Raw genomic sequence first — 15407 nt, forward strand, 5'->3', positions numbered from 1 at the left:
CAGAGCTACGAGGTATCTATCCAAAAAGCTTTAACTGTTTTTGTTGAAATGCTTTATAAGAAGGTTTGCCTGAACCTTGATTCTGTACATAATTACGTAATTTCTGCTCATCACCATGTTTACCTACTGTGCTCATAAAATATCCTTTACTCCAAAACTCACTTCCCCATAATTTTTCTTTAAGATTTGGATATTTCTCAAACATTTTCTTAGAAGTAATACTTTTTATGATTTGAGTTATTTTTGTTGGGCTATACATTGGTATTGACTGTAATAAAAAATGTACGTGATCTTTATCTACTCCTATTTCTAAAAATCTAATTTCATAACGATCTTCTATGTGCTCACAAATTTTACACAAATAATCATCTAGTTCTTGATTGAATATTACTCTTCTATACTTTGCCGGCGTTACTAAATGATATATTAGTACTGTGACATTATGACTCTTATGTATATAACTGCTTTCTTCCATTCAAGTAGTATATCACGAAGCAGAGCTTCGGGGAATTAAACCCTGAGAGAATTAAATATCTGTGGAGCGTTATACTTACTGAGAGCTTGTTTCAAGACATCAGTTACAAGAGATGCATCCATAGAATTTGACAGTTTATAGCTCAATATGGCCTTGCTATGCCAATCTATAATAGCTGCCATATACATAAAGCCACCATTAGTTCTAATGTAAGTAATGTCACCACTCCAAACCTCATTCACATTAGGCACATACACTTGCTTTGTTGAGCCAGATTTAGTCCAATATTGATCAAGTAAGTAGCTATAGATCTTATGCTCACTATCGTTTCGAGAAGTAGATTTTTTCTTATGTGGGTAAATAGCTTCTATACCCATCATCCTCATAACCTGCATTCTGGATTAGCTAATTTTGAGATATAGCAGGTTTGTTAGGTGATGAACGAACATTAGAATTACCCATGACGAATATTAAAATTACCCATTTTTGAGTAAAAAATATTGTCTAAAGTGTTACATTATTATCCTCCGATTTTATAGTTAATTTTTTGCCTTTAGCTGTAGCGATTCTATAACTTTCAGTATTGAGTTCAAGAATTGAAGAATGGTGAACCAATCTGTCAATAACTGCTGACGTAGTCATTTCATCTTTAAAAATAGTATTCCATTTTGCAAAAACTAAATTGCTAGTAATTAATACACTACGCATTTCATAACGTTCAGCTAATAAGGTAAATAAAACATCAGTTTCTTCACGATTATATGGTACATATGATATATCATCAATTATCAATATTTCAAAATAATCGAATTTTTTAATAATTTGCTTAAGTTTTAAACTAAGCTTTGCTTCTAGTAATTGTTGAACCAAATTAGCTGCTGTTGTATATAATACACGTCTACCAGCAAGACACCACTCACGTGCTAAACCTATACTAAGATGACTTTTGCCAGTGCCAGGATTACCAAAAATAAGTATATTTTCATAGCGATCCATAAATTCTCCTTGTGCAAGATATTGGATCTTAGTTGGCGATAATCCTGGGATACGCTTAATATCAAAGTTGCTTAATAACTTATCTCGAGAGAGTTTTGCTTGCTTCAGCAATCTGGCAATACGTTGTTGTTGTCTATGTTCTAACTCACGTATGGCTAACTCCTGTAGATAATCTATATATGTTTTCTTTTCTTGCTCAAAGCTTTCTGCAACTGATTTATAGCACGATGCAAAAGTAGGTAAGCAAAGGTTCTTGAGTAAATTATTTAGCGGTTGCGGAGTTATTATCTGTTTACTCATGCAACCTCCATTGTTTTAAAGCAATGTAATTGATCATATTCAGACAGTATTGGTTGATTAATTTTTACTGAACAAACAGTTTGAGTCTGGCTATTTAGTAAATCTGTAATATGATCAATTATTGGCTCAATCTTCTTTTCTAATAGCACTTCTAATGCAGTAACTACATTCAATTCTCCATACATTTTTGCTAATTGTAATATTTTAAGATATATTTTATGCCCTTTATATGGATATATAGAGATAAGCTGGTCATATACCTGACGAAATATAGCACGTGGGAATAAAGCTTCATAATATTGATATTGAACAAATGCTCCAGGTTTACGTACTAAACTATCAATAATATGTCTATAATCAATAACATAGCCATTGCTGATTCTAGACATTTTTTGTAAACATTTGTTACCATAGTAAAGCTCTATTTCTTCAGAATAAATATAAGCTTTTAAAGTATAACCTATTAACTGAAGTTTTGACAAAATCCTTTCCATAAGGAGAAATGTATTCCAATTTTTTTATACTTTTTTAGTAATAACAAAATTTATTTATTCTATTTGGGTACATAATGTGTCAAAAACTGTAGCAATTTTGTCTAATATTGCTGGTTTATACTTACTAATATTATTTGGTAATTCTAGCTTTTTATTAAATGAGGTTTTGGTAATTTGGTTACTTCCATCAAAACTTGATTTTATTGTAATTTCCAACTTACCGTGTTTATTACTTTTGCGTATTACTGGTGCAAATGGTTTGACCTGATGATTATTTCTAATATTTCTATGATCTGGTATCCCTCTGGATATAGACTTTTCTAATATTTCTTCAAGGGCAATTTGTGGCATAGATCTATAAACTTCACTTGGAGACAACATATTGCTATTGATTTTTTTATCCCATGCCCTTACTTTTCTTGCCTTAACTGAAGATTGTGCATGATACAATATGTTGTACGCTAGCATTACGAATAACATATAATCCTCATCTTTATTTGGATCATTCGTTTGAAATTTATCCATCAATAATTTTGACTTACCAAATTTAAAAAAATGCTCAATATCAAACCTTTGTCTATAGTATTCATATACTTCTTTACCACTGATTTTATCTTTTTGTTGGCCAGAAACACATAACCATAAATCTCTGTTATATTTCCTATTTCCTGATGCATCTAACACCTTAACCTGAATAAAATTCAGCGGTTTATCAGACATGATATGCTGTTTCTTGCCCTTGATTAGATAATTCTTAAATAGTGAAATACTAATTGATATGTCACCATTTTTTGTAGCCTTTACTACAGTTTCTTCTGTATCTGGAATCAGTAAATTATCAGAACTACTACAAGAAATCTTAGCTCCATAAGATCTTTTACGACCTCTTGTTTTTTGCTCCTCTATATATATTTTGTAAATACTGCGATTAATTCTTTGGCGGGTTATTGTTACCGTATTTGCTTCATTGTGCAGCGGGTGAATGAAAGATAGAGCGCTATAACCTGCATCACCTACTGTTATATTTAGAGCCTTTTGTGGTATTTGCTTAACAATTTTCATTATTTGTTTGCTACCTTTGCTATACTTATTCTCATCTGATTTTACTCTATTTATAGATATTGGTACAGACCATTTAGGCTGAGCACCGATGCAAACTACACTATATTCATAACCCGCAACTGGTCGGTTATTAGCATTCTGTCTAATATATGTACGATCAATTGCTTTCTTGGAATCTTTCTTGCTACTCACTGTAGTATCTATTTGCAGTAAGTTTTTACCCTCATTAATCAGTTTACTTATTAAGTATTTTTCTATATCTTCTCGAGTCTTAAAACGTTGCTCATCTCTTATATTTAATGATTCATCACGAGCACAGTAAAAATTCTCTATAGCTCTGTATACACTTGACCAACTACGCTGAAAATATCTATTAGTTGTTAATTCAACAACAGATCTTGCTTTAACGCTATCATTAGTTACTAGTGATAGTATTAATTCTAAAACCACATCTTGATTATAGGGGAAAATTTTTTATTTCTTGCAACATTTCTTGCATAATCATACACACTAAAAACCATTTTGTATTTGAGCGTATTTATATCATACAGGAGTTTCGCACTTAGCAAAATTGTGTATTAGTTAGAAGCCATTTAATGTTGTTCTGAATTGATGTTTTTATAACTTCCCAAGTTTGTTGATATAAAGTAATGTTTTCATTTATCCTCCTTTTGTTCATATCAAGCCAGGCCAATACAGCAAGGCAAATATGATTTCTTTGAGCTCGACCCGTGCGTGCCTGACAGCATTCAATACCACAAGTTTGTTTCAATTCTCGATGATAAACTTCTATAGACCAACGCGCCTTAACAATTTTCTCTATTTGCTCACGTGTAGGATTCTCTAAATTAGTTGTTATGTAATCAATGCGACCATTTTTTGCCACAAACTTAAATACCGTAACCCAACCGTATCCACGTAGGTGAATTTTTAGCCCTTCATCGGGAATCTCTAAAGTTTCCAAGCTAACATTACGATTAACTTTTCTATTTTTTCTTAGGTTGGTAACCCATATCCAACCTAAATTACGTATATGTTTTAAATTATCCAAACCACTATACCAAGCATCCATAACTATAGCATCAGGCTTGATACCTCTTTCTTTAGCTAAAGTAAGCATATCACAAAAATGCTCGTTCTTTGTTTTACCATCAGTTTCTTTATCATATATTCTATAATCTACAGGAGTAGATTGATCAATTTGAGTATTGTAATGCAGTAAGTTTACCATTCCTATACCAGGTATAACATCATGTACAGCCCCAGAATATTGATAATTTACAAGCTCGATCCTCTTACTGTATTGCTTTGACAATAAGGTGTCATCTCCCACTAATAAACAAGGATCTTCCAGATCAATATATTTTGACACTTTGCTATAGATTTCGCTAGGGCGAAAATCCTTACTCTTTAACCATCGACTTGCACTATCGTGCGATAGATCTAATGGACTTACTTCAGATAATGCTTTGCTAGTATATCTTACACTACTTGCTTGTAAGAATGATTTATATAAATCTTTGCTACATTTTGATCTTGTCATTTTTATCTAAAACTATTTTTCTCTAGATTAGCATATTATTTGCTAAGTGCGAAACTCCTGTCATACTTTATAAGTTTGGTTATCTTTTTGTCAAAACTTCAGTATTAAGCGACTAGGCACAGAATAAGCTACAGATAAAATACTAACTGTACTGCTTGGATTAACACGTACTGATAATATTGTAGGTGCATTCCATTTCCTGATTGGTAACTCTTTGAAATGAACTAATTCTTCAGCTAATTTTTCTTTTCTACAGCTATTTCGCTTTTCTTTAATTTGTGTAAGGAATAATTCATAAGCTTTTAAATCAACAAAATTACGTGATCCACGTAATAGCAGATGTTGATTCACTGCTTGCTTAAATGTATCATGACTTTTTTCAACAGAACCATTTTCATGACTGACGCCTGGATTATTTCGCGATGGTGCAACATTGTAATAACCAAGCAATTCTTGCCATCTTTCTGTAAATTGTCTACTATTACCACATTGCTTGGTAGCTGCCCTTAAATTATCTGTACGATGCTCTGGTAAAACTCCACCTAACTCCCATACAGCTTTTTCAAACCCTGATGCTAATGTATCAAAACTTTCACTATGGCATATGCTAAAAGTTTCCCAACATGAATAAGGCAACATAAAATGAAATAGTAAGTGAGGATATGGTTGCCCACCAATACAAATACCCAATTGATTCATATTGGTCTAATCAGACTGACTCTGTTTGCCAGGAAGAATATTTTGTAAAAAGATTACTGTCTTATCCTTACCATGTGCAGCTCTCCATTGTTTCAACCTTTTCTGCAAACAGCGTAATTGCTTCCCATTATAATTCCCATGATACTTTTCTGTCAAATATGCTAATATGGTAGTTGCTTGCAACTCCGGTGCTGATTCTAGCATTGATTCTATTTCATCCCAGTGCTTCACAAATGGATCCTTACGTGTCCTATATTTACGTATTGTGCGTAATTCGCTTGGATACTTATTAATACGTAAATACTTACGTGCCGTTTTTACACTCATACCTGCTTTTGCAGCAGAAATTATCTGATTATATTTTTTGATCTTTTGCATTAAAATACCTACTTGGTTCTTTGTACATGTCATCAGTAATTCTCGAATAATATTTAAATATTTAAAAATAAATTTTTATTCGATTTTACTGTCCATAGTTACTTCTTTTTTATAGGTAATTTTAATGTTCGTTGAGGGTAATTCTAATATTCGTTAGTCACAATCATTGCAAAAGACTCAATTGAGAAAAGTTACTAAGAATAAACGCATCTTTCCAAATGATGACGCAGTATTTAAGGTTTTATATCTGACAATTGATTATATTACCAAAAAATGGTCTATGCCTATCCCCAATTGGAATGAAGCTATGGCTCATTTTATGATCAAATTTGATGGTGGGATTTAATGGCTCACGAAATTTACACAATTGATGAAACAGAGCCTAGAAAGTATTTTAGGCAGAGCTAATAACTACTTCTGTAGCTGTTTTGCTTAAGAATAAAGACTACTCTAATTGTTGAGGTTTAAGCACTTTAGAATATACCAGACAATTCAAATAGTATTTGTATATTCTTATTTTGCTTCAGAAAGCATTTTATGCTTTGCTAGACAAATATACTGAGCATTATAATAAATAGCTAAGTTGGCGGAGAGAGAGGGATTCGAACCCTCGATACGGTATGACCCGTATAACGGTTTAGCAAACCGCCGCCTTCGGCCACTCGGCCATCTCTCCATTTATGCAGAACTATTTTATATCAGTTAATTAAAAGAATTTCCAGAGTTATTTTTTCATTTGTATAGTTTTTTAAGCATAAAAGTCTTCTCCTAATAATTTACAGTATTTACTAGATTCAAAAGGGATTCCATCAGGATACCACCAATTAATGGGTATATTATCATTTTTAGCTAAACTATCTATTAATCTGAAGTTTTGACAAAAAATTGTTAATAAATTCGCAGAACTAAATTTGCCTATCCCCGAGGCAAGCCTACGGGGTATTTACGGCAAATTTTCCTGCGGACCGTCCTGCTTTGATTCAAATAATCGTGGCAAGCCACGGGGAATTTAACCCAACAGGGATTAAAAAAAGTGGCGAGTGTATTAATCTATAATTTGTATTATATATCAAATAATTTACTTTAAATTGTAGAAATATCGCTTTTAAGCTGATAAAGGCACTAAATATTTAACTTTAAATATAAATTTTTACTTTAGTCAGAAAAATTAGAATTTTTGTCAAAACTTCAGTATAAAGCATTTCAACAAAAACAGTTAAAGCTTTTTGGATAGATACCTCGTAGCTCTGCTGCGAGGAGCATCATTTTATTTCTTAAGTATACCGCAGATACTTCAAAAGTTGGTAAGTCAAATAAGCGGTGAGTCTGCGGAACGTAGATACACTACGTGAGCAAAGACAAATCCCACAATTTGGCTTGCCAAATCTTGAAATATTAAAGGTATAGTTCAGCTGCTTCAAGAGCTGCATAAGTAAATATGCCGCTTGCCCCTGCTCTTTTAAAACTAATGAATGATTCTAATAAACCTTTTTCGAAATCTATAGCTCCGGCATTTGCTGCAAATTTTAACATGGCATATTCCGCAGTAATTTGATAAGCAAAGATTTTAGTATTAAAGTTATTAGCTGCTTCACGGATAACATCTAAAAACATCATACCGGGCTTAACCATGACCATATCAGCTCCTTCTGCTATATCATGTTCAATCTCAAGCATTGCTTCTTTAATATTTCGTATGTCCAATTGATAACTTGCCTTATCTAAATAAATTTTCTTAGTACTACCGACTGCATCACGATATAAACCGTAAAAACTTGAAGCATATTTTGCGGCATAAGCAAGTATCCCTACATTAACAAAACTTTCTTCATCAAGATATTCTCTTATAGCCATAATCCTACCGTCCATCATATCAGAAGGAGCAACAATATCAACACCAGCTTTTGCAAGAGTTAAAGCCTGGTTGCATAAGGCTTTTACTGATTTATCATTATCCACTTCGCCGTTATGTATTACGCCATCATGCCCGTGCGTAGTATAAGGATCAAGTGCAACATCACATATTATTCCAATATCGATACCAGCATTTTTAATGCTTCTTATAGTACGGCACATTAAATTATCTAGATTATAAGCTTCGTCACCATTCTTGTTTTTTAAACTTTGATCAATACAGGGAAATAGTGCTATAGCTTTAATACCGAGATCCGCTGCTTTTCTTGCCGTTTCTATCACCTGATCTATAGACAAGCGATATATATCTGGCAAAGTTTTAATTTCTTGCCGCTGATTATGCCCTTCCACAACAAATAAAGGTAATACCAAATCTTCTACTCTAAGAGTAGTTTCAGCAACTAAATCACGAAGCCAAGCAGCTTTTCTATTTCTTCTAAGTCTAATAAGTGGGTACATAATATATCTCATCAATAAATTCGCCTATCCCCGAGGCAAGCCTACGGGGTATTTACGGCAAATTTTCCTGCGGACCGTCCTGCTTTGATTCAAATAATCGTGGCAAGCCACGGGGAATTTAACCCAACAGGGATTAATAATAATTATTATATATATTAATTTATTATATTACAAAAAAAACTTATTGTTTCTTAAAAAGTGTATAACTTTTTAAATTATTGTTATTTTAAAATTTTTCTAAATGATGCTCCTCGCAGCAGAGCTACGAGGTATCTAAAAAAGTTTTAGTTGTTTCTTATAGCTAACACGGAAATGTTTCTACCATAGATTAGGAAAAACTTAGGCATTGATCAATAATTTTATGTAAACAGTTTTTAAAGTTAGTCCAGCAATGTTTAATAGGATTTAGATCTGGTGAATATGTGAGTAAATACAAAAACTATGGTAAAAACCTTTTCGCGTTAGCTATATGATATCACGAAGCAGAGCTTCGGGGAATTAAACCCTGAGAGATTAAAAAAAGTGGCGAGTGTATCAATCTATAATTTGTATTATATATCAAATAATTTACTTTAAATTGTAGAAATATCGCTTTTAAGCTGATCAAAGCACTAAATATTTAACTTTAAATATAAATTTTTACTTTAGTCAGAAAAATTAGAATTTTTGTCAAAACTTCAGTCAGACAGTATTGGTTGATTAATTTTTACTGAACAAACAGTTTGAGTCTGGCTATTTAGTAAATCTGTAATATGATCAATTATTGGCTCAATCTTCTTTTCTAATAGCACTTCTAATGCAGTAACTACATTCAATTCTCCATACATTTTTGCTAATTGTAATATTTTAAGATATATTTTATGCCCTTTATATGGATATATAGAGATAAGCTGGTCATATACCTGACGAAATATAGCACGTGGGAATAAAGCTTCATAATATTGATATTGAACAAATGCTCCAGGTTTACGTACTAAACTATCAATAATATGTCTATAATCAATAACATAGCCATTGCTGATTCTAGACATTTTTTGTAAACGATAGTGGACTAATGGTATGGACCTCCTGATATAGAGAATGAAAAGCAGTTGCTAATCTTCTAGGGTTAATATTTAACATATTAAAACAACAATTAAGGAGGTCCATATGGAGGTTACTACAATTGGTATAGATATTGCAAAAAGAATTTTTCAAATTCATGGTGTAGATAAAAATGGCAAGACAGTATTAAAGAAAAAATTGATGAGAGATCAGGTTTTGACATTTATGGCTAATTTACCACAATGTTTAGTAGGGATGGAAGCTTGTGGTGGTTCTAGTTATTGGGCAAGAGAAATAACTAAATTAGGGCATGAAGTAAAACTAATGGCACCGCAATTTGTCAAACCATATGTTAAAACTAATAAAAATGATCAAGCAGATGCTGAAGCGATATGTGAAGCCGTGACAAGACCTAATATGAGATTTGTTGCAATTAAAACTATAGAGCAACAAGAAATTTTATCAATACATAGGGTAAGAGAGAGATTGGTAAAAAATCGTACAGCACTTGCTAATGAAATTAGGGGGCTACTACATGAGTTTGGTTTTATTGTTCCTCAAGGCATTAATAAGGTTATCACAAAATTAATTGAGATTTTAGATGCAGGGAAATTAAGCCAGTTAAGTTATCAAACATTTAGTGAACTAAAAGAAGAATTCTTAGATAATAACAGAAAAATAAAAGAGATAGAAAAACGATTAACAATGATAGCAAGTAACCTAACTCAATATCAACGATTAAGAGCTATACCTGGTCTTGGTTTAATTACTGCTACTGCTTTAATAGCATCAATAGGTAATGCTACAAGTTTTGAGAATGGCAGGCAATTATCGGCATGGCTAGGATTAGTGCCAAGACAACATTCAAGTGGTGGGAAGGATAAGCTGCTGGGAATTAGCAAGCGAGGTGATGTATACTTACGCACTTTATTAATTCAAGGGGCTAGAGCTGTACTAAATGCCAAGATAAGATTTACATCGGAAGAACAGAAATCTAAAAAAGATTTTAGCCAATTTACGAAATGGATGTTTAATTTATCTGAGCGAAGTAGCCATAATAAAACGACAGTTGCCATAGCTAATAAGTTGGCAAGAGTGGTGTTTGCTGTACTAAGATCAGGAGATGATTATGTAGAGAGTAAAGTTTGTAGCTAAAGAGTGTGTAGCATAGCACTTATAAGTAAAATAAATGGTGATTTATATAATGAACAGGAGTTTCGCACTTAGCAAAATTGTGTATTAGTTAGAAGCCATTTAATGTTGTTCTGAATTGATGTTTTTATAACTTCCCAAGTTTGTTGATATAAAGTAATGTTTTCATTTATCCTCCTTTTGTTCATATCAAGCCAGGCCAATACAGCAAGGCAAATATGATTTCTTTGAGCTCGACCAGTGCGTGCCTGACAGCATTCAATACCACAAGTTTGTTTCAATTCTCGATGATAAACTTCTATAGACCAACGCGCCTTAACAATTTTCTCTATTTGCTCACGTGTAGGATTCTCTAAATTAGTTGTTATGTAATCAATGCGACCATTTTTTGCCACAAACTTAAATACCGTAACCCAACCGTATCCACGTAGGTGAATTTTTAGCCCTTCATCGGGAATCTCTAAAGTTTCCAAGCTAACATTACGATTAACTTTTCTATTTTTTCTTAGGTTGGTAACCCATATCCAACCTAAATTACGTATATGTTTTAAATTATCCAAACCACTATACCAAGCATCCATAACTATAGCATCAGGCTTGATACCTCTTTCTTTAGCTAAAGTAAGCATATCACAAAAATGCTCGTTCTTTGTTTTACCATCAGTTTCTTTATCATATATTCTATAATCTACAGGAGTAGATTGATCAATTTGAGTATTGTAATGCAGTAAGTTTACCATTCCTATACCAGGTATAACATCATGTACAGCCCCAGAATATTGATAATTTACAAGCTCGATCCTCTTACTGTATTGCTTTGACAATAAGGTGTCATCTCCCACTAATAAACAAGGATCTTCCAGATCAATATATTTTGACACTTTGCTATAGATTTCGCTAGGGCGAAAATCCTTACTCTTTAACCATCGACTTGCACTATCGTGCGATAGATCTAATGGACTTACTTCAGATAATGCTTTGCTAGTATATCTTACACTACTTGCTTGTAAGAATGATTTATATAAATCTTTGCTACATTTTGATCTTGTCATTTTTATCTAAAACTATTTTTCTCTAGATTAGCATATTATTTGCTAAGTGCGAAACTCCTGATGAATAGGTAAAAGCAAAACAATATGTAAGAGATTCCAACCCGAAATATGCTTGAGATAATTAATATTGATGGTAAATAAGACAAACCTTAGCTTACAAAAAAACTGCGTTTTTCAGTGGCTCTTTTAGAAGCCGATGGACTGATAAGTATATAGTTTGTAAGCCAGCGAATTCCATCAGGGCTGTAGAATAAATTAGGTTGATTTATCAGCTATAAGCCGGATACATGACTGCATTTGTTTGTTTTTATTATTGATGTTATTTTTTTCTTGCATTCTACAGGAGGTCCATACATGAAAAATCAAGACAAAAAAATGAGTAGTATGTTTTCCTAATTTTTCGATTATCAGGCAGCAATTTGCTGATAATTTTGCATATAATTCAGATATACATTCATAGGCTTTTTATAACCAATACTTGAATGAAATCTGTGATAATTATATTTATTCAGATAATGATCAATCCCCTCTTTTAACTCTTTAACATTGTTAAAATCATTAATAAAGATACAATTATATTTTAAAGTTCTAAAAAACCTTTCTATTACTATATTATCAATACTTCTACCTTTGCCATTCATTGAAATTTGGATATCATGCTCCTTGAGAATATTTATGTGGTCATAACTGGTATATTGGCTACCTTGATCACTATTAAATATCTGTGGAGCGTTATACTTACTGAGAGCTTGTTTCAAGACATCAGTTACAAGAGATGCATCCATAGAATTTGACAGTTTATAGCTCAATATGGCCTTGCTATGCCAATCTATAATAGCTGCCATATACATAAAGCCACCATTAGTTCTAATGTAAGTAATGTCACCACTCCAAACCTCATTCACATTAGGCACATACACTTGCTTTGTTGAGCCAGATTTAGTCCAATATTGATCAAGTAAGTAGCTATAGATCTTATGCTCACTATCGTTTCGAGAAGTAGATTTTTTCTTATGTGGGTAAATAGCTTCTATACCCATCATCCTCATATATTTCAGTACTCGATCTTTACCGACAATAAAACCATCTTCTAGTAACTGTTGATGAATATAGCGATAACCAAATTCAGGATTATCTGTATATATTTCATCTATTCTATTTAAAATACTTAATTTATTTATACTCATCTCCTTGGATTTATAGTAGGCTGTAGATCGACTAATCTTTAATAGTTCACACTGTCTTGATTTTGAGAGTTGATTTAGCTTGGAGTGTACAAGACTCTTTTTATTTGATAAATCCAAGCTTTTGAGCTTTCCCACGGCCCAGTCCCTCTCAACTGTGATTCTACCAAGAGCTTTAGCAAGTTCATCATTTTGCTCTTGTAAATGATTTATTTGTGCTTGATATTCACTCAAAACTTTAGCTGGTTCAAAAGCTAATGCCGCATTACCTAAAAACTGTTTTTTCCAATTTTGAATTGTTTTAACACTTATTGCATATTTTGAAGCTAACTGACCAAGTGTCGACTCCTCTTTTATTAATTCTAATACTATCCCCGTTTTTTCTGAAGCACTGAAAATTTTTACTTTATTTTTCTTCATCTTTCCTCTTAACTGAAGTTTTGACAAAAAGATAACCAAACTTATAAAGTATGATATAAATACGCTCAAATACAAAATGGTTTTTAGTGTGTATGATTATGCAAGAAATGTTGCAAGAAATAAAAAATTTTCCCCTATAATCAAGATGTGGTTTTAGAATTAATACTATCACTAGTAACTAATGATAGCGTTAAAGCAAGATCTGTTGTTGAATTAACAACTAATAAATATTTTCAGCGTAGTTGGTCAAGTGTATACAGAGCTATAGAGAATTTTTACTGTGCTCGTGATGAATCATTAAATATAAGAGATGAGCAACGTTTTAAGACTCGAGAAGATATAGCTAACGCGAAAAGGTTTTTACCATAGTTTTTGTATTTACTCACATATTCACCAGATCTAAATCCTATTAAACATTGCTGGACTAACTTTAAAAACTGTTTACATAAAATTATTGATCAATGCCTAAGTTTTTCCTAATCTATGGTAGAAACATTTCCGTGTTAGCTATATAGAAAAATACTTAATAAGTAAACTGATTAATGAGGGTAAAAACTTACTGCAAATAGATACTACAGTGAGTAGCAAGAAAGATTCCAAGAAAGCAATTGATCGTACATATATTAGACAGAATGCTAATAACCGACCAGTTGCGGGTTATGAATATAGTGTAGTTTGCATCGGTGCTCAGCCTAAATGGTCTGTACCAATATCTATAAATAGAGTAAAATCAGATGAGAATAAGTATAGCAAAGGTAGCAAACAAATAATGAAAATTGTTAAGCAAATACCACAAAAGGCTCTAAATATAACAGTAGGTGATGCAGGTTATAGCGCTCTATCTTTCATTCACCCGCTGCACAATGAAGCAAATACGGTAACAATAACCCGCCAAAGAATTAATCGCAGTATTTACAAAATATATATAGAGGAGCAAAAAACAAGAGGTCGTAAAAGATCTTATGGAGCTAAGATTTCTTGTAGTAGTTCTGATAATTTACTGATTCCAGATACAGAAGAAACTGTAGTAAAGGCTACAAAAAATGGTGACATATCAATTAGTATTTCACTATTTAAGAATTATCTAATCAAGGGCAAGAAACAGCATATCATGTCTGATAAACCGCTGAATTTTATTCAGGTTAAGGTGTTAGATGCATCAGGAAATAGGAAATATAACAGAGATTTATGGTTATGTGTTTCTGGCCAACAAAAAGATAAAATCAGTGGTAAAGAAGTATATGAATACTATAGACAAAGGTTTGATATTGAGCATTTTTTTAAATTTGGTAAGTCAAAATTATTGATGGATAAATTTCAAACGAATGATCCAAATAAAGATGAGGATTATATGTTATTCGTAATGCTAGCGTACAACATATTGTATCATGCACAATCTTCAGTTAAGGCAAGAAAAGTAAGGGCATGGGATAAAAAAATCAATAGCAATATGTTGTCTCCAAGTGAAGTTTATAGATCTATGCCACAAATTGCCCTTGAAGAAATATTAGAAAAGTCTATATCCAGAGGGATACCAGATCATAGAAATATTAGAAATAATCATCAGGTCAAACCATTTGCACCAGTAATACGCAAAAGTAATAAACACGGTAAGTTGGAAATTACAATAAAATCAAGTTTTGATGGAAGTAACCAAATTACCAAAACCTCATTTAATAAAAAGCTAGAATTACCAAATAATATTAGTAAGTATAAACCAGCAATATTAGACAAAATTGCTACAGTTTTTGACACATTATGTACCCAAATAGAATAAATAAATTTTGTTATTACTAAAAAAGTATAAAAAAATTGGAATACATTTCTCCTTATGGAAAGGATTTTGTCAAAACTTCAGTCTTAAGTTTATTGCTATTTATTCTAACTTATTGCGGAAACACACTCCTTCATTTTTTTGTCCAATTTTTTCATGTATGGACCTCCTGTAGAATGCAAGAAAAAAATAACATCAATAATAAAAACAAACAAATGCAGTCATGTATCCGGCTTATAGCTGATAAATCAACCTAATTTATTCTACAGCCCTGATGGAATTCGCTGGCTTACAAACTATATACTTATCAGTCCATCGGCTTCTAAAAGAGCCACTGAAAAACGCAGTTTTTTTGTAAGCTAAGGTTTGTCTTATTTACCATCAATATTAATTATCTCAAGCATATTTCGGGTTGGAATCTCTTACATATTGTTTTGCTTTTACCTATTCATTATATAAAT

The 15407-nt window shown here is 32.2% G+C and carries 15 protein-coding genes, 1 tRNA gene and 1 pseudogene; 4 read left to right on the plus strand and 13 right to left on the minus strand.

Annotation, left to right across the window (positions count from 1 at the left end; all coding sequences use genetic code 11):
* Positions 1-16: 16 nt before the first annotated feature.
* The 8 genes from tnpA to AAHI98_RS12690 all read right to left on the minus strand — a co-directional run bounded on the left by tnpA (position 17) and on the right by AAHI98_RS12690 (position 5980).
* On the minus strand, positions 17-475 hold the full coding sequence (gene tnpA / locus AAHI98_RS12655) for an IS200/IS605 family transposase (RefSeq protein WP_342224823.1): 459 nt from the start codon (positions 473-475) through the stop codon (positions 17-19).
* Positions 476-510: 35 nt separating this feature from the next.
* A complete protein-coding gene (locus AAHI98_RS12660) occupies positions 511-870 on the minus strand; it encodes a DDE-type integrase/transposase/recombinase (RefSeq protein ID WP_342226012.1) in 360 nt (119 codons plus the stop codon).
* Between the two features lie 109 nt (positions 871-979).
* Positions 980-1771, minus strand: a complete 792-nt coding sequence (gene istB / locus AAHI98_RS12665; protein ID WP_342225796.1) for an IS21-like element helper ATPase IstB — start codon at positions 1769-1771, stop codon at positions 980-982.
* The gene (locus tag AAHI98_RS12670; RefSeq protein ID WP_342226013.1) at positions 1768-2253 is read right to left on the minus strand and encodes an integrase; all 486 of its coding nucleotides are present in this window, start codon (positions 2251-2253) and stop codon (positions 1768-1770) included. Before AAHI98_RS12670 ends, istB begins: the two co-directional genes overlap by 4 nt.
* Before the next feature lie 66 nt (positions 2254-2319).
* Positions 2320-3777, minus strand: coding sequence for a transposase (locus tag AAHI98_RS12675; RefSeq protein ID WP_342226014.1), 1458 nt, complete (start codon positions 3775-3777; stop codon positions 2320-2322).
* Positions 3778-3889: 112 nt separating this feature from the next.
* Complete coding sequence (locus AAHI98_RS12680; protein WP_342224656.1) at positions 3890-4870, minus strand: IS701 family transposase; 981 nt, start codon at positions 4868-4870, stop codon at positions 3890-3892.
* Between the two features lie 90 nt (positions 4871-4960).
* Positions 4961-5569 carry a hypothetical protein gene (locus AAHI98_RS12685; RefSeq protein WP_342226015.1) on the minus strand — a complete coding sequence of 203 codons (609 nt, stop codon included), beginning with the start codon at positions 5567-5569 and terminating at the stop codon, positions 4961-4963.
* 6 nt (positions 5570-5575) lie between these two features.
* On the minus strand, positions 5576-5980 hold the full coding sequence (locus AAHI98_RS12690) for a hypothetical protein (protein WP_342226016.1): 405 nt from the start codon (positions 5978-5980) through the stop codon (positions 5576-5578).
* A gap of 142 nt (positions 5981-6122) precedes the next feature.
* Between AAHI98_RS12690 and AAHI98_RS12695 the strand changes: the two are divergent.
* Positions 6123-6293 (plus strand): annotated as a pseudogene (locus AAHI98_RS12695) (IS256 family transposase); the annotation flags it as partial.
* Between the two features lie 238 nt (positions 6294-6531).
* Here the strand turns inward: AAHI98_RS12695 and AAHI98_RS12700 are convergent.
* The 3 genes from AAHI98_RS12700 to AAHI98_RS12710 form a co-directional block, all read right to left on the minus strand.
* Positions 6532-6623: transfer RNA gene (locus tag AAHI98_RS12700), tRNA-Ser, on the minus strand.
* A 719-nt stretch (positions 6624-7342) separates the two neighbouring features.
* Entirely contained in the window at positions 7343-8320 is a 978-nt protein-coding gene (gene hemB / locus AAHI98_RS12705; protein WP_342226214.1) for a porphobilinogen synthase, read from the minus strand.
* 677 nt (positions 8321-8997) lie between these two features.
* Positions 8998-9351, minus strand: a complete 354-nt coding sequence (locus AAHI98_RS12710; RefSeq protein WP_342226018.1) for an integrase — start codon at positions 9349-9351, stop codon at positions 8998-9000.
* A gap of 118 nt (positions 9352-9469) precedes the next feature.
* On the opposite strand from AAHI98_RS12710, the gene AAHI98_RS12715 reads away from it, so the two are divergent.
* Positions 9470-10519 carry an IS110 family RNA-guided transposase gene (locus AAHI98_RS12715; RefSeq protein ID WP_342224642.1) on the plus strand — a complete coding sequence of 350 codons (1050 nt, stop codon included), beginning with the start codon at positions 9470-9472 and terminating at the stop codon, positions 10517-10519.
* A gap of 68 nt (positions 10520-10587) precedes the next feature.
* Here AAHI98_RS12715 and AAHI98_RS12720 read toward each other — a convergent pair whose 3' ends face one another.
* A complete protein-coding gene (locus AAHI98_RS12720; RefSeq protein WP_342224656.1) occupies positions 10588-11568 on the minus strand; it encodes an IS701 family transposase in 981 nt (326 codons plus the stop codon).
* Positions 11569-11975: 407 nt separating this feature from the next.
* Positions 11976-13172: an IS3 family transposase gene (locus AAHI98_RS12725; protein WP_342224870.1), complete on the minus strand. Its 1197-nt coding sequence runs from the start codon at positions 13170-13172 to the stop codon at positions 11976-11978.
* 147 nt (positions 13173-13319) lie between these two features.
* Between AAHI98_RS12725 and AAHI98_RS12730 the strand changes: the two genes are divergently transcribed.
* Together AAHI98_RS12730 and AAHI98_RS12735 are read left to right on the plus strand one after the other, a co-directional pair.
* Positions 13320-13541 (plus strand): hypothetical protein, encoded by a 222-nt coding sequence (locus AAHI98_RS12730; RefSeq protein WP_342226019.1) that lies wholly within the window; start codon positions 13320-13322, stop codon positions 13539-13541.
* Positions 13542-13749: 208 nt separating this feature from the next.
* Positions 13750-14949, plus strand: coding sequence for a transposase (locus AAHI98_RS12735; protein ID WP_342226020.1), 1200 nt, complete (start codon positions 13750-13752; stop codon positions 14947-14949).
* Positions 14950-15407 lie beyond the last annotated feature (458 nt).

It is taken from the genome of Rickettsia endosymbiont of Urophora cardui (assembly GCF_964030725.1).
Classification (GTDB): Bacteria; Pseudomonadota; Alphaproteobacteria; order Rickettsiales; family Rickettsiaceae; genus Rickettsia.

What these genes read in the sequence shown, in the direction of transcription:
- AAHI98_RS12680 (WP_342224656.1), bottom strand. Translation starts at nt 4,870, where the DNA reads ATGACAAGATCAAAATGTAGCAAAGATTTATATAAATCATTCTTACAA.
- AAHI98_RS12690 (WP_342226016.1), bottom strand. Translation starts at nt 5,980, where the DNA reads ATGACATGTACAAAGAACCAAGTAGGTATTTTAATGCAAAAGATCAAA.
- tnpA (WP_342224823.1), bottom strand. Translation starts at nt 475, where the DNA reads ATGGAAGAAAGCAGTTATATACATAAGAGTCATAATGTCACAGTACTA.
- AAHI98_RS12725 (WP_342224870.1), bottom strand. Translation starts at nt 13,172, where the DNA reads ATGAAGAAAAATAAAGTAAAAATTTTCAGTGCTTCAGAAAAAACGGGG.
- hemB (WP_342226214.1), bottom strand. Translation starts at nt 8,320, where the DNA reads ATGTACCCACTTATTAGACTTAGAAGAAATAGAAAAGCTGCTTGGCTT.
- AAHI98_RS12720 (WP_342224656.1), bottom strand. Translation starts at nt 11,568, where the DNA reads ATGACAAGATCAAAATGTAGCAAAGATTTATATAAATCATTCTTACAA.
- istB (WP_342225796.1), bottom strand. Translation starts at nt 1,771, where the DNA reads ATGAGTAAACAGATAATAACTCCGCAACCGCTAAATAATTTACTCAAG.
- AAHI98_RS12685 (WP_342226015.1), bottom strand. Translation starts at nt 5,569, where the DNA reads ATGAATCAATTGGGTATTTGTATTGGTGGGCAACCATATCCTCACTTA.
- AAHI98_RS12660 (WP_342226012.1), bottom strand. Translation starts at nt 870, where the DNA reads ATGCAGGTTATGAGGATGATGGGTATAGAAGCTATTTACCCACATAAG.
- AAHI98_RS12715 (WP_342224642.1), top strand. Translation starts at nt 9,470, where the DNA reads ATGGAGGTTACTACAATTGGTATAGATATTGCAAAAAGAATTTTTCAA.
- AAHI98_RS12710 (WP_342226018.1), bottom strand. Translation starts at nt 9,351, where the DNA reads ATGTCTAGAATCAGCAATGGCTATGTTATTGATTATAGACATATTATT.